The sequence below is a fragment of the Variovorax guangxiensis genome (genome assembly GCF_003952165.1).
GTDB lineage: Bacteria > Pseudomonadota > Gammaproteobacteria > Burkholderiales > Burkholderiaceae_C > Variovorax > Variovorax guangxiensis.
Genome location: NZ_RXFT01000007.1, coordinates 34,528 through 54,273, shown reverse-complemented (window position 1 = coordinate 54,273; position 19,746 = coordinate 34,528). Strand labels below are relative to the sequence as shown.

The following is a 19,746-nucleotide window of genomic DNA, read 5'->3' as shown; positions in this document are numbered from 1 at the left end:
TTCCCGGTCTTCCCGGCGTCAGCCGGTGCGCACAGCACCCGCAGACGCCGGCTTCACCTTCCCGCGCTTGTTCGCGAAGTAGTTCCACACGCGCCACGAGAGCAGCACCGCGATGATCGCGGCGTAGACGAACACTTCCGCGAAGTTGTTCTTGCCCGCGCGCATCCAGAAGAAGTGCAGCAGGCCGAGCCCCGCGATCAGGTAGACCAGCTTGTGCAGCATCTGCCAGCGCTTCGCGCCCATCGCCTTGATCGCGCGGTTGAACGAGGTGGCCGCCAGCGGCGTCAGCAACACGAAGGCAGAGAAGCCCACCAGGATGAACGGCCGCTTGGCGATGTCCTTCGCAATGTCGCCCCACTCGAAGCCCATGTCGAACCAGCTGTAGCACAGCAGATGCAGCACCACGTAGAAGTACGCGAACAGGCCCAGCATGCGACGGTAGCGCGCGAGCGCGTTCCACTTGCTCATCACCCGCAGCGGCGTCACCGCCAGCACGATGCAGATGAAACGCAGGGTCCAGTCGCCGGTGGCGCGGATCAGGAACTCCGCGGGGTTGGCACCCAGCCCGTCCGTGAACGCGCCGTAGGCCAGCCGCGCGAACGGCAGCAGGCACAGCAGGAAGACGACCGGCTTGGTCGCGGGATGCATGAGCAGCTTGTTCATGGGGCGCTCGCCACGTGCCGAGGCCGGCTCAGTAGTTCTTCTTCAGGTCCATGCCCGCGTAGAGCTGGCCGACCTGCGCTTCGTAGCCGTTGAACATCTCCGTCTTGCGCCGTTTTGCGAAGAGGCCGCCGCCGTCGCCGATCCGGCGCTCGGTGGCCTGGCTCCATCGCGGATGGTCGACGTTGGGATTCACGTTCGAATAGAAACCGTATTCGTTGGCCGCGGCCTTGTTCCAGGCGGTGCTGGGCTCCTTCTCGACGAAGCGGATCTTCACGATCGACTTGGCCGACTTGAAGCCGTACTTCCACGGCACCACCAGCCGCACCGGCGCGCCGTTCTGGTTGGGCAGCACCTCGCCGTACATGCCGAAGGCCAGCAGCGTGAGCGGATGCATCGCCTCGTCCATGCGCAGGCCCTCGGTGTAGGGCCAGTCGAGCACGCGCGAGCCGACGAAGGGCATGGTCTTGGGGTCGGCCAGGGTCACGAACTCGACGAACCTGGCGTTGCCTTGCGGCTCGACCTTCTTGATGAGCTCGGCCAGCGAGTAGCCGACCCACGGGATCACCATCGACCAGCCCTCGACGCAGCGCAGGCGATAGATGCGCTCCTCCTGCGCGCTGAGCTTGAGCAGGTCCTCGATGCCGTACTTTCCCGGCTTCTTGACCAGCCCTTCCACCTCCACCGTCCAGGGCCGCGTCTTCAGCGTGCCGGCGTTCTTGGCCGGGTCGGCCTTGTCGGTGCCGAACTCGTAGAAGTTGTTGTAGGTGGAGGCATCCTTGTAGTCGGTGACCTTTTCCATCGACATGGCGCCGGGCACCGCCGACTTCGCGCCGGGCAGCGGCGCCAGCTTGTTGGGGCGCTCGGTCTGCGCCAGGGCCTCGCGAGAGGCGAAGGCCGCGAGCGCGGCTCCCGCGGCGCCCCCGGCCATGAGCTTGAGCATGTCGCGGCGGCCCTCGTAGACCTCTCGGGACGTGATCTCGCTGGACAGCGGATGGACGAAACCGTTGTCGCCGCTGTTGCTGGCGATACGACGGATGGGGCGGCTGGGATGGGAAGGGAACGACATGACGGGCCTTTCGCGGAATCGTTGTTCTCAGGGTAGTTCGTGGCCAACCCCGATTCGGTTACGCGCCGCCGGGGCGCGTGGTTTCAATAATTCTTCGCGAAAGCCCGCGGGCCTGCACTCACAGGGTGCCGTAGCTGTGCAGCCCGCTCAGGAACATGTTCACGCCCAGGAAGGCGAAGGTCGTCACCGCCAGCCCGCCCAGCGCCCACCAGGCCGCCACGGTGCCGCGCAGGCCCTTCACCAGGCGCATGTGCAGCCAGGCCGCGTAGTTGAGCCAGACGATCAGTGCCCAGGTTTCCTTCGGGTCCCAGCTCCAGTAGCCGCCCCAGGCGTCGGCCGCCCACAGGGCGCCCAACACGGTGGCGATGGTGAAGAAGGCGAAGCCGACGGTGATCGACTTGTACATGACGTCGTCGAGCACCTCGTTGGCCGGCAGGCGCGCGGCGATGCGCTTGCGGCCCAGCAGGATGCCCGCGGCGATCAGCGCCGAAATGCCGGCGTAGATCACCCAGTAGCTGCCGCCGGCTTCCTGCACGCGCTGGCGGAACGCCACCGGCACGAAGCACAGTGCCACGCCCAGCAGCCAGATCGGCGTGAGCTTGTACCAGCGCGTCTCGTTCGCCTGCTCCTTGATGAGGTAGGCGAAGGCGACCATGGCCGCGAGCGCGAAAGTGCCGTAGCCGATGAAGTTGGCCGGCACGTGCAGCTTCATCCACCAGCTCTGCAGGGCCGGCACCAGCGGCTGGATCTCGTGAGCCTCGCGCACGATCGTGTACCAGAGCAGGAAGCCCACCGCCGCGCTGACAACCAGCATCACGAATGCGCCGAGCGCGCGCGTGCCGTAGCGCTCCTCGAAGTACAGGTAGAAGGCGGCCGTCAGCCAGCAGAACAGCACGAACACCTCGTACAGGTTGCTCACCGGGATGTGGCCGATGTCCGGGCCGAGCTGGTGGCTCTCGTACCAGCGCACCATGGTGCCGATCAGCGCCATCGTCACCGCCGCCCACGCGAGGCGCGAGCCGATGGCGTCGAAGGTGTCCGACTGCCTGCCGCCGAAGAAGCCCAGCCAGTAGAACAGCGTGCTCATGAAGAACAGCACGCTCATCCACAGGATGGCCGACTGGCTCGACAGGAAGTACTTGAGCCAGAACACCGTGTCGGCACGCGCCAGGTCGCCCTGGTACGAGGCGATGGCCAGCAGCGAAGCCGCAGCCACCACGATCGCCAGCACCCGCAGCGGCCGCCAGAACCAGCCGATGGCGATGGTCGCGATCACCGCCGCGGCGAGGATCGGCTTCTCGTAGGAATCCATCGACCCCGCGTAGCGCGCGAAGGCGAAGAGGCCGCCGGCGACCACCAGCGCCGCGAACACCCAGTCGAACAGGTTGCGGCGCGAGAGCCAGCTTTCATTGAGCGTGAGGGTCGTGGTGTTCATGTCGTCTCGTGGTCTTATGCGTTCAGGGCGAGCAGCTTGCGTTTGAGATGCTCGAATTCGCGGTCGCTGTCGATGGTCTTGCGATTGACCGAGAAGGCCATCGTGGCGGCCGTCATTGCGGATGCATCGCCTTCGCCGGCCTTGCCATCCGGCGCCAGCCACACCCAGAGGCGGCGCTCGCGCACGTACAGCATGGCAAAAATGCCGACGATCAGCAACAGGCAGCCCAGATAGACGATGTTCTTGCCTGGGGCGCGCGCCACCTGGAACACGCTGGCCTGCACCTGGGTGAAGTCGGTCATCATCATCGCGACCGGCGCCGGGTAGAAATGCGCGTCGCTGATGGCCAGGACGGCCTGCGTCAGGTAGGCCTGCGACTTCTCGTCGTTGGGCAGCGCGGCCAGGCCGGCGCCTTCGCGGCTCAGGTTCAGCACCTCGAACAGCACGTCGTTGAGGATGCGCACCAGCACCCCGCCGGCGCGCTCGCGCTCGGCCTCGGGCACGTTGGCTTCCATGAATTCGGCGATCGCCTGCCAGCCGCCCACGGTGGTGGCGTCGGCCTTGGCGCGCTCGCTGCCCGCGAACAGCGCCAGTGCGCGCGTGGCGGACACGCGCAGCTGCTCGGCCATTTCGGGACGCTTGGGGTCGGTGGCCTTGGCGATGTAGCGCTCGACGGCGCGCTCGCGCGTGGCGGCGTCGCCGAGGGCGGCGCGCATGCGCACGAAGCCGTCCATCGAACCCTGGTCGTCGGCCGGCACGCGCAGGTAGCGGAAGGGCTCCTCGGGCTTCTCGCGCATGCCCAGCAGGAACACCGGCTGGCCGTCGCCGGTATCGACCGGCACCATGTAGTTCTGGTACTCGCGCGCCTGTCCGGCGGCGTCGCGCAGCTTGTAGCCGATGCTCGGGCCGATGTTGCGCAGCACCTTCGGCTTGTTGGTCTTGTTGGCTGCCCCCAGGCGCGATTCGATGTCGTGGCGCAGGTCGACCTTGCGCACGTCGGCGCCGCTGCCCATGGCGTTGGCGTCGGCGAAGTTCTCGACGTTGATCACGCGCAGCGCGGCGTACTCGAGCGTGAGCTTGTCCTTGCCGTTGGTGATCTCGGTGCTGGGCCCGCCGATGACGCCTTCCACCTCGAAGGGCTTGGCCGCGGCAGCCATCGGCACCGCCTTGAGCTTCACCTTGGAGCCGCCATCGTCGAAGCTCGACTGGTAGATCTCCACGCCCTTGTAGCTGGCCGGGTGGTTGACCTCGATGCGCGCGGGCACCTGCTCGCCGGTCTCGCGGTCGTGCAGGACCACCTCGCTCGCGAAGAGCTTGGGCATGCCGGTCGAGTAGTAGTCGACGATGAACTTCTTCAGCTCGATGGAGAACGGCAGCTCCTGCAGCAGCACGCCGTCGGACTGGTTCAGGATGGCGACGCTGCCCTGCCCGCCCTCGGGCACGAGGATGTTGCCGCGGAAGGTCGGGTTGCTCGCCGACAGCCGGTGCTGCGGCGGCACGTCGGCGATCATGCCGCCGCCGGTGAACACGCTCTTGCCGTTGAACCAGGTCTGCGCGCGCACCACCAGGTCGCCGTCGAGCAGGCCGCCGATGCACACCAGCACGATGGCGCTGTGGGCGGCGATGTAGCCCAGCTTGTGGGCGCCGCCGGCACGCGCCGCGACCATCCAGCCCGCGGCCTGCCTGCCGTCGCCAGTTGCCTCGCGCTGCTGCAGCTTGACCTTCCAGCCGCCGCTCACCAGCAGTTGCCCGATCCGGTTGGCGGCGACGTCCGGCGTTTCACCGAGACGGTTCTCGGCGCGCTGGCCGAAGGCCTTGAGGCTCTGAGCGCGGATGTCTTCCTTGAAGGTCCTGAGGTCGACCAGGATGCGCGGCGTGTTGCGCACGATGCACAGCGTGGTGCTGATCACCAGGAACAGCAGGATCAGCAGGAACCACCAGGCGCTGTAGATCGAGTCGAGCCGCGCGGTGCGGAAGAGCTCGGCCCAGAACGGGCCGAACTGGTTGATGTAGTTGTTGATCGGCTCGTGCTGCTTGAGCACCGTACCGATGATCGACGCGATGCAGATGATCGTGAGCAGCGCGATCGCGAAGCGCATCGACGACAGCAGTTCCACCGCGGCGCGAAGCATCTGCGGTCCGCGATGAACGCGAAGGCCATGGGTGGAGACGGACATCGGGCGAGAGTAGGAAGAGAAAAAAACAAAAAGGCGGGCCATCCTGCTGGATCGGCCCGCCCTTTGTTTGGGGTTGTTATCGGCGGCTGGTCACGCTCCAGGGAGCGCCATCATCAACGCAAACCGGCAATGTAGTCGGCGACCGCCTTGATTTCCCTGTCGTTGAGCTTGGCGGCGACGCCGGTCATGGGCAGGCTGTTCAGGCGGACGTTGTCGCGGAAGGCCGTGAGCTGGGCCACGGTGTAGTCGGCGTTCTGGCCACCCAGGCGCGGGTACTGGGCCGGGATGCCGGCGCCGTTGGGGCTGTGGCAGCCGGCGCAGGCCGGGATCTGGCGGTCGCCGATGCCGCCGCGGTAGATCTTCTCGCCCAGGGCGATGGTGTCCTTGTCCTTCGAGAAGCCCGGCTTGACCTTCTTCGAGCCGACGAACCAGGCGATGTTGCGCATGTCTTCTTCCGACAGCGCCGAGGCCAGCGGCTTCATGATCGCGCTCTTGCGGGCGCCGGACTTGAAGTCCTGCAGCTGCTTGAGGATGTATTCGGGGTGTTGCTGCGCCAGCTTCGGGTTGGCGGCGATGGCGGAGTTGCCGTCGGCGTTGTGGCAGGAGGCGCAGCTCTGGCTGTTTGCCGGCGTTGCGTTGAAGAGCGCATCCCCCTTGGCGGGGTCCGGCTTGGCCGGCCTGGCGGCCGCCGGGGCGGCAGGAGCGGCCGCGTGTTCATCGGCTGCAAAACTCACGCTGGATGCGATGCCCACGAGGGCCGCAAGCACAATATTGGCAAACAACTTCATATCGGGGGCTTCGAATTTATGGCGCAAAACCTCACGATTCTACAATGTGGGCCCTGTTTCGAAAGTCCGTAGATGCCCTCCCCGCGCGCCAAGCCCGCCGCCTATCCTCCCCGCGCGGCGCCCGCCGCAGACCCCAAGGTTGCCGAACGCGAACGCATGGCGCTGGGCTGGCTGCACACCGCCCACTTCCTCACCAGCGCGCCCCAGCTGGAGCATCTGCCCCCTTTCGACCTGCCCGAGATCGCCTTCGTCGGCCGCTCCAACGCGGGCAAGTCGACCGCCATCAACACCCTCACCCAGCAGACGCGCCTGGCCTTCGCCTCCAAGACGCCCGGCCGCACGCAGCACATCAACCTGTTCGGCATCGGCAAGCAGAAGGTCGATGACGCGGTGCTCGCCGACCTGCCCGGCTACGGCTACGCGGCCGTGCCGCGCGAGGCCAAGCTGCGCTGGCAGCGGGTGATGGGCAACTACCTGATGACGCGCGAGAACCTGCGCGGCGTGGTGCTCATGTGCGATCCGCGCCACGGTCTGACCGAGCTCGACGAGATCCTGCTCGACGTGATCCGCCCGCGCGTGCAGCAGGGCCTGAAGTTCCTCGTGCTGCTCACCAAGGCCGACAAGCTCACCCGCAGCGAGGGCGCCAAGGTGCTGTCCATTACGCGACTGCAGGCCGGTGGCGGCGAGGTGAAACTGTTCTCGGCCCTGAAGAAGCAGGGCGTGGGCGAGGCGGCGCAGCTGCTGTGGCGTTGGGTGCACCCCGAAGACGCCCAGGAACCGGCCGCCGGCCCCGAGCCGACGCCACCACCGGAAGACGCCTGATACGCAACAGGCTGTACCGATCGTCCCATCTGCGAAGTTCACTATCAAAACAATAGCGACACCAGTCAACCCGAAGGAGACAAGAAGCATGATCGAGACATTCCAGCGCAGCCTGCCCAACGGCACCACCCTGAGCTGCCGCGCCGCCGGCCAGCCGGGCCGGCCGCTGATGGTGTTCCTCCACGGATTCCCCGAGGCCGCGTTCATCTGGGACGAACTGCTCGAGTACTTCGCCGACCCGGCCCACGGCGGCTACCGCTGCGTGGCGCCCAACCTGCGCGGCTTCGAGAAGTCGAGCTCGCCCACCGACGTGGCTGCCTACAAGGCGCCCCTGCTGATCCAGGACATCCAGCAGCTCGCCGCCACCGAGAGCGCCGACGGCACCATGGCCGCGCTGGTCGCCCACGACTGGGGCGGCGCCTTCGGCTGGGGCTATGCCAATGCCTTCCCGCAGCAGGTCGGACGCCTGGTCATCATCAATTCGCCGCACCCGGGCACCTTCACCCGCGAGCTGCGCAACAACCCGGCGCAGCAGCAGGCAAGCGCCTACATGAACTTCCTCGCGCGCCCCGACGCCGAGGCGCTGCTCGCGGCCGACGACTTCAAGCGCATGTGGCCCTTCTTCCTGCTGATGAAGGCCGGCCCCGACGGCTTCGGCTGGCTCACCGAAGAAGTGAAGCAGCAGTATCGCGAAGTCTGGAGCGCGGGCCTCACGGGCGCCTGCAACCTCTACCGCGTGACGCCGATGAAGCCGCCGCTGCCCGGCCAGACCGTCGACGGCATCCCCGTGCTGCCGCGCGAGCGCCTGGTGGTGGAAGTGCCGACCTTCGTGTTCTGGGCGCTCGACGACGCCGCGCTGCTGCCCGGCCTGCTCGAAGGACTCGACGAGTACGTGCCGAAGCTGGAGATCAAGAAGGTGCCGAACGCGACCCACTGGATCGTGCACGAGCAGCCGCAGTTGGTTGCGCGCGAGATCGAGGGATTCCTGCAGCGGAATCAGTAGATCGGCGGCTCGCCTTCGGGCCGCGTCTTGAAGCGGCGGTGCACCCAGTAATACTGGGACGGCATCGTGTCGATGTAGCCCTGCAGCCGCTCGTTCATGAGCGCAGTGTCGGCCTCGACGTCGTCGGTCGGGAAGTTCTGCCAGGTCGGCAGGATCTCGATTTCATAGCCCTCGCGCGTGAGCTTCGACACCACAGGCACCACCTTGGCCTTGCCCAGCCGCGCGAAGCGCGACAGCGACGGCACGGTGGCCGCCTGCACGCCGTAGAAGGGCACGAAGATGGTCTGGTCGCGGCCGAAGTCCATGTCGGGCAGCAGGTACAGCAGGCCGCCCTTGCGCAGGCCCTGCAGCACCGGCTTGATGCCGTCCACCCGGTTGAGCGCCGCCACGTCGCCGAAGCGGGTGCGGCCCTCGCGGATCCAGGCGTCGATCATCGGATCGCGCTGCGTCGTGTAGATCGTGGCCGAGGGGCGCGCGGTGTGCATGGTGAGCGCGGTGGCCGCCGCGTCGAGGCCGTAGAAGTGCGGCGCGAAGAGGATCATCGGCGCATCGCCCTCGGCGATCTCGCTGATCTCCGAGGCCGCGCCCACTACCTTGAGCCGGCTCGCCACCGTCTTCTCTGGCGCATGCCAGAGCCAGCCACGATCGAGCCAGGACTGCGCCACGTAGACGAATGTCTCGCGCGCGATGGCGCGCCGCTCGGCTTCCGATTTGTCGGGGAAGCAGACCGCCAGGTTGGTGTCGACCACGCGCCGCCGTGGCACCGCCACGGTGTGCAGGATGCGCCCGAGGAACGCGCCGAAACCGCGCACCACGGGCAGCGGCAGCGGCGCGATCACGCGCATGAAGCCGATGCCGAGTCGGGAACCGAGGCTCATGCAGCTTCCCCTGCGGCGGCGACCACGCGCTCGGCGCGCGGTTCCTTGTAGCGGGCGTAGTCCCAGACGTACTGGCCCGGCAGGCCGTGGATGAGGCGGCCGATGGCATCGTTCATCGCGGCAGCGGCATCCTCGATGGGAGCGGACGGGTCGGTCAGCGCGGTGCCGACGATGGGCTCGAAGCGGATCACGTAGCCCGCGCCACGCGGCAGGCGTTCGCACACGCTCAAAAAGCAGGCCGCGCCGGTCTGCTGCGCGAGTCGGGGAAGAAGGGTCATGGTGTAGGCGGGCCGGCCGAGGAAGGGCGCCCACACGCCCTGCCCCAGCGGAGGCACCTGGTCGGGCAGGATGCCGGTGTAGCCGCCGCTGCGCAGTGTGCGGATCAGGCCGCGCACGCCGGTGTTGTTGGTGGGCAGGGTCTGCAGGCCGGGCCGGTCGCGCGAGCCGGCGGCGATCAGGTCGGCCATCCATTTCTTGCGCGCGGGGCGAAACAGCGCGGTGATCGGCCCGTAGGTCGGCAGAAAGCGCTCGCCGATGGCCTGGCCGCACATCTCCCAGCTGCCGAGATGCGGCGCGACCAGGATCACGCCCTTCTTCGCCTGCATGGCCGCCTCGAAGGCTTCGACGCCTTCCCAGCGCACCACGCGGTTCAGCACGGTCTGTCCATGCGGACGCAGCCAGAGCCAAGGCAGCTCGGACGCCATCTTGCCGGCGGCCGCGATGGCCGGGCGGTATTGCTCGGGGCCGAAGCCCGCGCTCTCGGCATTGGCCTTGAAGCGGCGGCGATAGCCAGGCGCGCTCCACCAGACCAGCCAGCCCAGCAATGCACCGAACCGATGCATCAGTGGCATCGGCACGCGGGCAAGCAGGCGGAACAGGGTGATCATCGAATACGGGAGGGAGTCAAAACACGGACGCGCGCGCATGGTATTGCGCGGCTCGAATAGAATGCAAATTGTCGCCGAGTTACGGAACAACTTGCAGGGCGACAAACACAAGCGCAGCAATGCGATTGTGCCGGGCCGAGAAATCGGCATCTGCTAAAGCGTTCGCCAGAGCTCCGCAGAGTTGGCAACGCGCCAAGTCAAATCAAGGAGTTTTGAACAAATGGCGAACGACTTCCTCTTCACGTCCGAATCCGTCTCCGAAGGCCACCCCGACAAGGTCGCCGACCAGATCTCGGACGCCATCCTCGACGCGATCTTCGAGCAGGACCCCCGCAGCCGCGTGGCAGCCGAGACGCTGACCAACACCGGCCTGGTCGTGCTGGCCGGCGAGATCACCACCAACGCGCACGTCGACTACATCCAGGTCGCGCGCGACACCATCAAGCGCATCGGCTACGACAACACCGACTACGGCATCGACTACAAGGGCTGCGCCGTGATGGTCTGCTACGACAAGCAGTCCAACGACATCGCCCAGGGCGTGGACCACGCGAGCGACGACCACCTGAACACCGGCGCCGGCGACCAGGGCCTGATGTTCGGCTACGCCTGCGACGAAACGCCCGAGTTGATGCCCGCGCCCATCTACTACGCGCACCGCCTCGTCGAGCGCCAGGCCCAGTTGCGCAAGGACGGCCGCCTGCCCTTCCTGCGTCCCGACGCCAAGAGCCAGGTGACGATGCGTTATGTCGATGGCAAGCCCCACAGCATCGACACCGTGGTGCTCTCCACCCAGCACAGCCCCGACCAGAGCGAGACGCCCACCAAGATGAAGGCATCGTTCAACGAAGCCATCATCGAGGAGATCATCAAGCCGGTGCTGCCCAAGGAGTGGCTGAAGGACACGCGCTACCTGATCAACCCGACCGGCCGCTTCGTCATCGGCGGGCCGCAGGGCGACTGCGGCCTCACCGGCCGCAAGATCATCGTCGACACCTACGGCGGCGCCTGCCCGCACGGCGGCGGCGCGTTCTCGGGCAAGGACCCGTCGAAGGTCGACCGCTCGGCCGCCTACGCCGCGCGCTACGTCGCCAAGAACATCGTGGCCGCCGGCCTGGCGCGCCAGTGCCAGATCCAGGTGGCCTACGCCATCGGCGTGGCACAGCCGATGAACATCACGGTCTACACCGAAGGCACGGGCGTGATTCCCGACGAGAAGATCGCGGAACTGGTGCGCGAGCATTTCGACCTGCGTCCGAAGGGCATCATCCAGATGCTCGACCTGCTGCGCCCGATCTACCAGAAGACCGCCGCCTACGGCCACTTCGGCCGCGAGGAGCCCGAGTTCACCTGGGAAGCGACCACCCAGGCCGCCGCACTGCGCGCGGCAGCCGGCCTCAAGTAAGCAAGAGAAAAAGATGGTGGGGCGTCAGAAGCGGTAGGCGCCGCTCAGCCCCACCGTCCAGTTGCGGCCCGGCGCAGGCTCGTAATAGCGCGCATTGCCTTCGTTGACGATCACCGAGCCCACGTAGCGCCGGTCGAACAGGTTGTCGACGCGCGCGAAGGCGTTGAACTCCCAGCGCTCCCACTTCTTCAGGTAGCCCGCATACACCGCCGCGACGGCATAGCCCGGCGCGCTCGCGGTGTTGGCGTCGTTGGCCTGGATGCGCCCGAGCGCGCGCATCTCGATGCCGGCGCGCCAGCCCTCGGGCGGCACCCAGCCCAGCGACGCGAACAGCGACTGCCGCGCGATGCCCGGAATGCGGTTGCCCGCAGCCACGGTGTTCGCGGTGCCGCACGGAGACGGCGAGCAGAAAGCGTCGCGATAGGTCGCGTCCAGCCACGTGTAGGCCAGTTGCGTGCGCCAGTGGTTCGCTGTCTCGTGCTGCCAGCCCAGTTCGAGGCCGTTGCGCTTCGTGCGGCCCGCGTTCTGGAAGGTGGCGCGGCCGCCGACGTTGGTGTCGGTCACGATCTCGTCGCGCGTGCGGGTCTGGAACAGCGCTGCCGTGAGCAGGCCGCCGGCGAGCCGAGCCTTGGCGCCGATCTCGATGCTGTCGTTGACCGACGGGCGCAGCGCGAAATTGAGGCCGCTCGCGCCGTTGGCGCGGTAGGAAAGCTCGTTCAGCGTCGGCGTCTCGAAGCCGCGCCCGATGGAGCCGTACAGCGCCAGGTCCTGCGTCGCCTGGTAGCGCAGGGAGGCCACCGGCAGGGTCTTGCCGTAGCGCGCGCTGCCGCTGTCGTCGCGGTTGGTGCCGACGATGTAGCGGTCCTGCGAGTCGAAGTGCACGCTGCTGCGGCGCACGCCGGCCTCGAGCGTCCAGCGGTCGGTGAGCCGCCATGTGGCCTGCGCGTACGGGTCGAGGTTCCAGGCCTCGTTGAGTTCGTTGCGCCGCAGCCGCCCTCGCACGCCGAGCACGGGCGCCGACACCGGCCCGAGGTAGTTCTCGTAGCCCCGGCGTTTTTCGCGCAGGCTGTCGTAGCCCAGGCCGGCCACGATGTCGAAGGGCCGGCCGGCCAGGGTGAGCGCGGCGTTCCAGCGCAGGTCGACACCGCCGTACTGGCGCGAAAGATCGATCACGCCGCCCGCGTGCAGCGGGTTCTGCTGCGCCGACGGCGGGATCGACTGGAACTGCACGGTCTTGCGCTGGCCGCCGTAGACCATGAGCCGCAGCCCCTGCGTGGCGTCGATGCGGTGCTCGTAGAGCAGGCCGGCCTGCGTCTGCTCGACCGTCTTGCGCGTGTCGTACTGCGTGGCCAGCGGCGCGTTGCGCGGCGCCAGGGCGTACTGGTCGGCGGTGAGGCCCAGCGGGTCCTGCGCGGCTATGCGCACGCTGTTGAACACCAGCGTGAGCCTGTCGCCGTTGTCCAGCGCGATGCCGAGCTTGCCGTTGGCGATGTCGCGCTTCGCGGCGCTGTGCTCGCGCCAGCCGTCGGTGTGGAAGCGGCTCGCGTCGAGCAGGTAGTCCACCGCGCCCTGCGATCCGCTGAGCTTCAACGACTGCCGCCAGGTGCCGAAGCTGCCGCCCGCGAGCGAATACGACAGGCGCGGCGGCCCCTCGCCCGAGGCGGTGAAGGCCTGGACCACGCCGCCTGAGGAGTTGCCATAGAGGGCGGAGAACGGTCCGCGCAGCACTTCGACGCGGTCCAGCGAGCCGATGTCGATGTTCGATGTCTGGCCCTGCCCGTCGGGCAGGGTCGCGGGGATGCCGTCGACATAGAGGCGCACGCCGCGCACGCCGAAGGTCGAGCGCGCACCGAAGCCGCGGATGGAAAGCTGCAGGTCCTGCGCGTAGTTCAGCCGGTTCTGCACCTGCAGGCCCGGCACCGCGCCGAGGCCTTCGGACAGGTTGACCTGCAGGCGGCTGTCGCGCATCTCGTCGCCATCGACGCGGTCGACCGAGCCGGGCACGTTGAAGGGCGCGACCTCGCCTCGGGGAACGGATACGGTGATCTCGCGCAGGCTCGGGGCGTTGCTGCCGGGGCCCGGGCCGGCGGCGGGCTGATCCTGCTGCGCCCGCGCGGCCGGCGGCGCGGCGAGCAGAAGGAGGAGGCCGGCGGCGGTGAAGGCAACGGGCGCGAGGTTCTTCATCGCGCCGATTCTGCTTTGGCGCGCCGGCCGCGCGTGTCGCGGTGGCGCGACTCTCAGGGAAAACTAGGACTCGCCGGCCTTCTCGGCCCGCTTCCTGCACCAGCCGTACCAGACGCACACCACGCACGGGATGCCCAGCGCGATCCAGGCCAGGACGTCGCCCAGGCCGCCGTCGCTGAAGAGCGCCGAGATCAGGCCGAAGGTGGTGAGCACGCCCAGCACGATGGGCCAGCCCCACATCTGCCAGAAGCCGTGATGATGGTGCTGCGGCTTCATGCCTGCGCCTTCATCGCCGGTGCCGGCTCGGGTTGCGAGACGCCGACGTGCTCGGGCTTGCTCTCTTCGTGTTCCAGCACCTTCCTCGAGGCTGCCGGCGCGGTGTTGCCCCGCTTGAGCCACAGGTACAGGCCGCTGCCCAGCACGATGATGGTCGCGATGTCGAGCAGTGCCCAGATGATCTGCATCGGCATGCCGCCGTAGTCGCCGAAGTGCAGCGGCTGCGACACCAGCAGCGCCCACAGGTACCAGGGCAGCTTGGGCGATGCGGTCACCTCCGCCGTCTTGGCGTCGACCAGTACCGGCTGGAAGAGCTTCGACGTGAATGGTTCGTTGCCGCGCAGGAAGAAGGTCGTGTGGTGCGGGCTCGAGAACGACGTGCCCGGGAACGCGATGAACGACAGCTTCATGCCGGGCGTCGCCTGGATCGCGGCTTCCATCGAGCGCTGCACCGAGGCGCGGTCGTTCACCGCCACGACGGGCTCGTTCTTGTAGGGCGTCAGCAGCGCGCTGAGCTGGTCGTATTGCCAGTACTTGATGACCAGGTCGGCCCAGGTGTTGATCATGCCGGTGGCGCCCACCACGAACACCCACACCAGCGTGACGATGCCCAGCAGGTTGTGCAGGTCGAGCCACTTCAGGCGCGGACGCTTCTCGCGCCGCACCGTGCCGAAGTCGAGCTTGCGCATGAAGGGCGAATACACCACCACGCCCGAGACCACGGCCACCAGCAGCAGCAGGCCCATGAACCCGAGGAACAGCTTGCCCGGCAGACCCGCGAAGAGGTCGACGTGCAGCTTGAACATCACGTACATGAAGCCCTCGTCGAATTTCGGCTGCGCGAGCACCTCGCCCGTGCGCGCGTCGACCGCGACCGACTTGAAGTCGTCCGTGGGCGCCGGCGTGGGCGTGAGCGTGACGAACCACAGGCCGTCGTCGTCCTCGGGCTGCGAGGCGAACTGCACCACGCGGTCGGGGTGCCTGGCCTTCGCGACCTCGAGCACGCGGTCGAGGCTGACGCGCGGCGTGTCCGCCGGCATCTTCGGCGCCTCGACCTCGGTGCCCAGCAGGTGGCCGATCTCGTGGTGGAAGATCAGCGGCAGCCCGGTGATGCACAGCAGCAGCATGAAGACGGTGCACACGAGGCTGCTCCACTTGTGCACCCAGGCCCAGGTCTTGATCTTTCTGCTGTTCATGTCGTGGCTGTTCTATCGAGGAAGGGGTTCTAGAAACGGTAGGTCGCGCTGGCGACGATGTTGCGGCGCGCGCCGTACCAGCAGTCGCCGCGCGACAGACAGGTGCTGAAGTAGGCCTTGTCCGTCACGTTGTTGATGTTTAGCGCATAGCGCCAGCGGTCCGTCTCGTAGGCGAACACGAGGTCGGCCAGCGTTACGCCCGGAATGCGCGGGCCCACGCCCGACTGCAGGTCGCGGAACGAGCTCATCATGCGCAGGCCGGCGCCGGCCGAGAAGCCGTTCACCCCGCCGATCGAGAACTTGTACTTGGCCCAGACGCTCGCCTGGTGCTTGGGCAGGCCCTCGATCTGCGCGTCGGCGTCGGTGTAGTTGTAGTGGGCGATGAGGTCGAGGTTGGGACCGACGGAGCCCTTGGCCTCCAGTTCGACGCCACGCGTCTTGGTGGCGCCCAGTTGCGTGAACACCCTGGGCTGCGGCTCGGCGATCTGGTTCTTCTCGCGCAGGTCGTACACCGCTGCACTGAATGCGACGGCGCGGCCCTTGGGCTCGTACTTCACGCCCACTTCCCACTGCTCGCCGCGCAGCGGCTTGAAGATGCGGCCTTCGCGCGCGGCCTGCGGCGTGAACGACTCGGCATAGCTCAGGTACGGCGACCAGCCCGAGGGCGAGGCGTACATCACGCCGAAGCGCTTGGTGGTGGCGCTGCTGGTGTCCGACTCGCTGCCCGCTGCGCTGGACACGGCCCTGTCGTGGCGCAGGCCGGCGACGAAGATCCAGTTGTCGAGCTTGATCTGGTCCTGCAGGTAGACGCCGGTCTGGCGCTGGCGGGTGCGCGGGCGGGCGTCCCGTATCGGCTCGTCGAGATGGCCGTAGACCGGTGCGTAGACGTCGATGGTGTCGTAGGTAGTGCCGACCCAGACGTTCTCGCGCTGGCGCGCGAAGTCTGCACCCACGAGCAGCGTGTGCTTCAGGGCGCCGGTCTGGAAATGGCCTTCGACGTGGTTGTCCAGCGTCTGCGTGCGGTTGCGCGTGAGCGAGCTGTCGTAGTAGCGGCCCAGCACGCGCTTGAAGACCGGATCGGTGGCGTCCCAGCTCTCGGCGCCGGCGAAGGCGCCGCCATAGTGGTAGCGGTTGTCGTTTTCGTTGCGCGCGTAGCGGAAGTTCTGGCGGAAGGTCCAGCTGTCGTTGAACTTGTGCTCGAACTGCCAGCCGAAAGTCTTGCGCTCGCTGTCGTAGTAGTCGCCCGGCTCGCCGATGAAGCGGCTGCTCGGCAGGCGCCCGTTCGGGTTGGGCAGCAGGGTGCCCTCCCACGGCAGGAACTGCGAGCTGCTGCCGCTCTTGTCCTTCTGCCAGAGGCCTTGCAGCGTCAGCGAAGTCATGGCGTTGGGACGCCAGGTGAGCGAGGGTGCGATCACGCTGCGATCGTCGGGCACGTAGTCGACCTGCGTGTCGGACTTGCGCTGCAGGGCGATCAGGCGATACGACAGCGAGCCGTCGGCGTTCAGCGGACCGGTGAGGTCGGCCTGGATCTGCTTGCGGCCGAAGCTGCCGAACTGCACGCCCACTTCGCGCTGGGCTTCCTGCAGCGGCCGCTTGCTGACCATGTTGACCACGCCGGCCGCGGTGCCGGCGCCGAACAGCATGCCCGACGGGCCGCGCAGTACCTCGAGGCGCTCCAGCGTGTAGGGCTCGGTGCGGGTGGTGCTGGTGTAGTAGCCGTAGGCTTGGCGCAGGCCGTCCAGGTACACGTCAGGATAGGCGCCGCGCACGCGCACGGAGTCGGTTCGGGAATCGAGCCCGTAGGCATCGGAGCGCACACCGGCCGCGTAATTCAGCGCGTCCTGCAGATTGGTGGCGCCCTGGTCGACCATCTGGTCCCGGGTGACCACGGTCACGGACTGCGGCGTCTCCGACAGCGGGGTATCGGTCTTGGTCGCGGTGACCGCATTCCTGGCCCGGTAACCGATCACCGGCGTGGTCGCCGTCTCGGCTTCGGCCCCGGCATCGACCCGCACTTCCGGCAGCGAGGCTGCATTCGTCGTCTGGGCCAGCACCTGATGCTGTGTGTAGATCGCCAGGCATCCCGCCAGCACCGATGCAGCCTTGCGCCGCGCCACCAACCTCTTCATTCCCGCTCCGCTCCTCTACAAATTAATAAGAACGATTCGCATTTTATGCGTGACAAATTTCCGCCTTCCCGAATCACCGCCTTGGATGAAGGGCGTTGCGTTGCGAAATTGCGTCTTCTGCGCGAAGGCGAAACGGCTACGATGCCGCCCGCACGCTCACCGTGCGTTGGCAGCCTTCATGCTCAAGCTCATCGCCCTTCTGTTTCCCGCATTGCGCGGTCCGGCTCTGCGGCTGATGGCGCTCGTGGCGGTCGCCGCGCTCACCGGCTGCGCCGGCCTGCCGCCGCGCACGCCCGAGCCGCCCACGCTGGCCATCCCCGCCTCGCCGGCCACCGAACTGGGCCGCGCGGCCATCAGCCTCAACACCCCGCCCGACGGCCTTAGCAGCATGCGGCCGCTGATCGAGGCCTCCTTCGCGCTCGACGCGCGGCTCGAGCTGATGCGACGTGCGAAGTCGTCGCTCGACATCCAGACCTACCAGCTCGGCAACGACAAGACCGGCCGCCTGCTGCTTCGCGAGATGCGCAACGCCGCCCGCCGCGGCGTGCGCGTGCGGCTGCTGCTCGACGACTTCTACACGGCAGGCATGGACCGCCTGCTGCTCGGCCTCGCAGCCGAGCCCAACGTCGAGGTGCGGCTCTTCAACCCCTTCGTGAATGCGCGCGACCATTCGTCCGGGCGCTGGCTGGAGTTCTTCTCCGACTTCCGCCGGCTCAATCACCGCATGCACAACAAGCTGTTCGTGGCCGACGGTGCCATGGCCATCGCGGGTGGCCGCAACCTCGCCGACGAGTACTTCCTGCGCAGCGAGAGCGCCAACTTCATCGATTTCGAGCTGCTGCTGGCCGGCCCCGTGGTGCCCGAATCCGCCGCCATCTTCGACACCTACTGGAACAGCGACGTGGTCTACCCGCTGCAGCGGGTGGCCGGTACCAGCCGCACGCCGCAGGCGCTGAAGGCCGATTTCGAGGAAGCGACTTCCCCCGCCCACGCGCCGCCGCCCGACCCGCTGCCGTTTTCCGACCTGCTCGGCGATCCGCCGCTGGGCGCGCAGCTTGCCGACATCGACGAGGCGAAATGGATGCGCGCCGAGGCCCACGCCTCCGCGGACAGCCCCAACAAGGCGCTGGGCGTGATGGCCCACCCGGTCGAGCCGCTCGCGCAGCGCTTCCACGAGATGCTGGCCACGGCCCGTTCGAGCGTGGTCGTGATCTCGCCCTACTTCATTCCGGGCGACGAGGGCATGGAGCGCATCCGCATGGGCCGCGAGCATGGCGTGAACATCACCGTCATCACCAACTCGCTGGCCGACAGCGACGAGCCGCTGGTCAACATCAACTACAACCGCTACCGCGTCGACATGCTCAAGCTCGGCGTGAACCTGTACGAGGTGAGCACGCAGCAGTTGAAGCGCAGCGACCAGTTCCGCACCCTGCTGAAGAAGGCGCGCGGGCGGCTGCATGCCAAGCTGGCGCTGGTCGACCGGCAATGGGTGCTGCTCGGCTCCATGAACCTCGACCCGCGCTCCGCCCGCCTGAACACCGAGTTCGGCGTGCGCGTGCGCAGCTTCGACCTGACCCAGGCCCTGCTCTTCGCCTACCAGCTCGACGACATCGAGGGCGTGTACCGCGTCACCCTCAAGCCCGACGGCCAGAGCGTGCAGTGGGTCGGTACCGGCGACGTCGACAACGAGGTGCTGGACAGCGAACCCGACTCGAGCATGCTGACCCGGCTGCAGCTGCTGCTTTTCTCGTGGTTCGTACCCACCGACCAGCTGTAGCAGCGGCGAGGCCCGCTCCTCAGCCCGGCCCGCCCTCGCCATAGAGCCCGATGATCAGCGAGCGCAGCCACGCGATGGCTGGGTCCTTGTGGAAGCGGCCGTGCCAGAACAGGTTGATCGCGATCTCCGGCAGCTTCGCCGGATGCCGCACGTAGGACAGGTCGAAGGGCCCCGCCAGTGCCTGCGCGAGTCTCTCGGGCACGGTCGCGACGAGGTCGGAGTCGTGCAGGATGTGCCCCACGGCCACGTAGTGCGGCACGGTCAGCACCACCTTGCGCGTGATCTTCTTGCGGTCGAGGAATTCGTCTGCCTTGCCGTGGCCCGTGCCGTCCGAAACCACCACGACGTGATCGGCGGCGGAGAAGTCGTCGAGCGTCACCTTCTTCCTGCCGTCCAGCGGATGGCCGCGCCTGAACATGCACACATAGTTCTGCCTGAAGAGCCTGCGCTGGAAGTAGCCCGCCTTCAGCTGCGGCAGCAGGCCGATCGCGAGGCTGACGTGGCCGGCCTCCATCTCGTCCTGCAGGTTCACCGCCGTGTTGCGCACGGTGCTCAGCGACACGTTGGGCGCGACGCGCGCGATCTCCTTCATCAGCCTGGGCAGGAAGTAGATCTCGCCGATGTCCGTCATGCCGACGGTGAAGGCGCGCTTCGACGTGGCCGGATCGAACGAGGCCTTCTGGTTCATCGCCGCGTGGATGACCTGCAGCGCGCGCGCCGTCGGCTCCGCGAGCTGCTGCGCATAGGGCGTGGGCTCCATGCCGTTGGGCGTGCGCAGGAAGAGCGGATCGTCGGTGAGCTTGCGCAGCCGCGCCAGCGCGTTGCTCACGCCCGGCTGCGAGAGACCCAGGCTGCTGGCCACCTTGGAGACCCGGCGGTCGACGAGCAGCTGCTGGAAGACGACCAGGAGGTTGAGATCGATGTCCTTCAGCTCCATCGCCGGCTTCTCACATTCTTGAAATCAATATGAACTATTGATCACATTCTATTGAGCGATGACGCCCGAATGCGGATCATCGACGCACCCACGAGAGACGAACGCCGCCCGCCACCGGAC

At 67.5% G+C, this 19,746-nt stretch carries 16 protein-coding genes; 4 read left to right on the top strand and 12 right to left on the bottom strand.

The genetic code is table 11. The features are described 5' to 3' along the window. Positions 1–18 precede the first annotated feature (18 nt). The 5 genes from EJP67_RS17395 to EJP67_RS17375 all read right to left on the bottom strand — a co-directional run bounded on the left by EJP67_RS17395 (position 19) and on the right by EJP67_RS17375 (position 6,129). Positions 19–663, bottom strand: a complete 645-nt coding sequence (locus EJP67_RS17395; protein ID WP_126022977.1) for a protein-methionine-sulfoxide reductase heme-binding subunit MsrQ — start codon at positions 661–663, stop codon at positions 19–21. A gap of 28 nt (positions 664–691) precedes the next feature. Continuing rightward, positions 692–1,729, bottom strand: coding sequence for a protein-methionine-sulfoxide reductase catalytic subunit MsrP (gene msrP, locus EJP67_RS17390; protein ID WP_420824272.1), 1,038 nt, complete (start codon positions 1,727–1,729; stop codon positions 692–694). A gap of 118 nt (positions 1,730–1,847) precedes the next feature. After that, positions 1,848–3,164, bottom strand: coding sequence for a c-type cytochrome biogenesis protein CcsB (gene ccsB / locus EJP67_RS17385; RefSeq protein ID WP_126022976.1), 1,317 nt, complete (start codon positions 3,162–3,164; stop codon positions 1,848–1,850). Between the two features lie 14 nt (positions 3,165–3,178). Continuing rightward, complete coding sequence (locus tag EJP67_RS17380; protein WP_126022975.1) at positions 3,179–5,341, bottom strand: cytochrome c biogenesis protein ResB; 2,163 nt, start codon at positions 5,339–5,341, stop codon at positions 3,179–3,181. A gap of 113 nt (positions 5,342–5,454) precedes the next feature. Then, positions 5,455–6,129: a c-type cytochrome gene (locus tag EJP67_RS17375; protein WP_126022974.1), complete on the bottom strand. Its 675-nt coding sequence runs from the start codon at positions 6,127–6,129 to the stop codon at positions 5,455–5,457. 72 nt (positions 6,130–6,201) lie between these two features. Between EJP67_RS17375 and yihA the strand changes: the two genes are divergently transcribed. Beyond that, complete coding sequence (gene yihA, locus EJP67_RS17370) at positions 6,202–6,951, top strand: ribosome biogenesis GTP-binding protein YihA/YsxC (RefSeq protein WP_126022973.1); 750 nt, start codon at positions 6,202–6,204, stop codon at positions 6,949–6,951. 88 nt (positions 6,952–7,039) lie between these two features. Continuing rightward, positions 7,040–7,954 (top strand): alpha/beta fold hydrolase, encoded by a 915-nt coding sequence (locus tag EJP67_RS17365; RefSeq protein ID WP_126022972.1) that lies wholly within the window; start codon positions 7,040–7,042, stop codon positions 7,952–7,954. On the opposite strand, the gene EJP67_RS17360 is transcribed toward EJP67_RS17365, so the two are convergent. Both EJP67_RS17360 and EJP67_RS17355 read right to left on the bottom strand, forming a co-directional pair. Beyond that, positions 7,948–8,832 carry an LpxL/LpxP family acyltransferase gene (locus EJP67_RS17360; RefSeq protein ID WP_126022971.1) on the bottom strand — a complete coding sequence of 295 codons (885 nt, stop codon included), beginning with the start codon at positions 8,830–8,832 and terminating at the stop codon, positions 7,948–7,950. The genes EJP67_RS17365 and EJP67_RS17360 overlap by 7 nt on opposite strands. After that, positions 8,829–9,719, bottom strand: coding sequence for a lysophospholipid acyltransferase family protein (locus EJP67_RS17355; protein WP_126022970.1), 891 nt, complete (start codon positions 9,717–9,719; stop codon positions 8,829–8,831). Before EJP67_RS17355 ends, EJP67_RS17360 begins: the two co-directional genes overlap by 4 nt. Positions 9,720–9,939: 220 nt before the next feature. On the opposite strand from EJP67_RS17355, the gene metK reads away from it, so the two are divergent. Continuing rightward, positions 9,940–11,124 (top strand): methionine adenosyltransferase, encoded by a 1,185-nt coding sequence (gene metK / locus EJP67_RS17350; RefSeq protein WP_126022969.1) that lies wholly within the window; start codon positions 9,940–9,942, stop codon positions 11,122–11,124. Positions 11,125–11,148: 24 nt separating this feature from the next. Here metK and EJP67_RS17345 read toward each other — a convergent pair whose 3' ends face one another. The 4 genes from EJP67_RS17345 to EJP67_RS17330 all read right to left on the bottom strand — a co-directional run bounded on the left by EJP67_RS17345 (position 11,149) and on the right by EJP67_RS17330 (position 16,909). Continuing rightward, positions 11,149–13,308, bottom strand: a complete 2,160-nt coding sequence (locus EJP67_RS17345; protein WP_126022968.1) for a TonB-dependent receptor — start codon at positions 13,306–13,308, stop codon at positions 11,149–11,151. 63 nt (positions 13,309–13,371) lie between these two features. Then, a complete protein-coding gene (locus tag EJP67_RS17340; RefSeq protein WP_126022967.1) occupies positions 13,372–13,584 on the bottom strand; it encodes a hypothetical protein in 213 nt (70 codons plus the stop codon). Next, complete coding sequence (locus EJP67_RS17335; RefSeq protein ID WP_126022966.1) at positions 13,581–14,780, bottom strand: PepSY-associated TM helix domain-containing protein; 1,200 nt, start codon at positions 14,778–14,780, stop codon at positions 13,581–13,583. The genes EJP67_RS17340 and EJP67_RS17335 overlap by 4 nt, the downstream gene beginning before the upstream one ends. Before the next feature lie 29 nt (positions 14,781–14,809). After that, the gene (locus EJP67_RS17330; RefSeq protein WP_126022965.1) at positions 14,810–16,909 is read right to left on the bottom strand and encodes a TonB-dependent siderophore receptor; all 2,100 of its coding nucleotides are present in this window, start codon (positions 16,907–16,909) and stop codon (positions 14,810–14,812) included. Positions 16,910–17,087: 178 nt separating this feature from the next. Here EJP67_RS17330 and EJP67_RS17325 point away from each other — a divergent pair, with 178 nt between their 5' ends. After that, the gene (locus EJP67_RS17325) at positions 17,088–18,689 is read left to right on the top strand and encodes a phospholipase D family protein (RefSeq protein WP_126022964.1); all 1,602 of its coding nucleotides are present in this window, start codon (positions 17,088–17,090) and stop codon (positions 18,687–18,689) included. Positions 18,690–18,708: 19 nt separating this feature from the next. Here EJP67_RS17325 and EJP67_RS17320 read toward each other — a convergent pair whose 3' ends face one another. Next, positions 18,709–19,626 carry a LysR family transcriptional regulator gene (locus EJP67_RS17320; protein WP_126022963.1) on the bottom strand — a complete coding sequence of 306 codons (918 nt, stop codon included), beginning with the start codon at positions 19,624–19,626 and terminating at the stop codon, positions 18,709–18,711. Positions 19,627–19,746 lie beyond the last annotated feature (120 nt).

What these genes read in the sequence shown, in the direction of transcription:
- EJP67_RS17395 (WP_126022977.1), bottom strand. Translation starts at nt 663, where the DNA reads ATGAACAAGCTGCTCATGCATCCCGCGACCAAGCCGGTCGTCTTCCTG.
- msrP (WP_420824272.1), bottom strand. Translation starts at nt 1,729, where the DNA reads ATGTCGTTCCCTTCCCATCCCAGCCGCCCCATCCGTCGTATCGCCAGC.
- ccsB (WP_126022976.1), bottom strand. Translation starts at nt 3,164, where the DNA reads ATGAACACCACGACCCTCACGCTCAATGAAAGCTGGCTCTCGCGCCGC.
- EJP67_RS17380 (WP_126022975.1), bottom strand. Translation starts at nt 5,341, where the DNA reads ATGTCCGTCTCCACCCATGGCCTTCGCGTTCATCGCGGACCGCAGATG.
- EJP67_RS17375 (WP_126022974.1), bottom strand. Translation starts at nt 6,129, where the DNA reads ATGAAGTTGTTTGCCAATATTGTGCTTGCGGCCCTCGTGGGCATCGCA.
- yihA (WP_126022973.1), top strand. Translation starts at nt 6,202, where the DNA reads ATGCCCTCCCCGCGCGCCAAGCCCGCCGCCTATCCTCCCCGCGCGGCG.
- EJP67_RS17365 (WP_126022972.1), top strand. Translation starts at nt 7,040, where the DNA reads ATGATCGAGACATTCCAGCGCAGCCTGCCCAACGGCACCACCCTGAGC.
- EJP67_RS17360 (WP_126022971.1), bottom strand. Translation starts at nt 8,832, where the DNA reads ATGAGCCTCGGTTCCCGACTCGGCATCGGCTTCATGCGCGTGATCGCG.
- EJP67_RS17355 (WP_126022970.1), bottom strand. Translation starts at nt 9,719, where the DNA reads ATGATCACCCTGTTCCGCCTGCTTGCCCGCGTGCCGATGCCACTGATG.
- metK (WP_126022969.1), top strand. Translation starts at nt 9,940, where the DNA reads ATGGCGAACGACTTCCTCTTCACGTCCGAATCCGTCTCCGAAGGCCAC.
- EJP67_RS17345 (WP_126022968.1), bottom strand. Translation starts at nt 13,308, where the DNA reads ATGAAGAACCTCGCGCCCGTTGCCTTCACCGCCGCCGGCCTCCTCCTT.
- EJP67_RS17340 (WP_126022967.1), bottom strand. Translation starts at nt 13,584, where the DNA reads ATGAAGCCGCAGCACCATCATCACGGCTTCTGGCAGATGTGGGGCTGG.
- EJP67_RS17335 (WP_126022966.1), bottom strand. Translation starts at nt 14,780, where the DNA reads ATGAACAGCAGAAAGATCAAGACCTGGGCCTGGGTGCACAAGTGGAGC.
- EJP67_RS17330 (WP_126022965.1), bottom strand. Translation starts at nt 16,909, where the DNA reads ATGAAGAGGTTGGTGGCGCGGCGCAAGGCTGCATCGGTGCTGGCGGGA.
- EJP67_RS17325 (WP_126022964.1), top strand. Translation starts at nt 17,088, where the DNA reads ATGCTCAAGCTCATCGCCCTTCTGTTTCCCGCATTGCGCGGTCCGGCT.
- EJP67_RS17320 (WP_126022963.1), bottom strand. Translation starts at nt 19,626, where the DNA reads ATGGAGCTGAAGGACATCGATCTCAACCTCCTGGTCGTCTTCCAGCAG.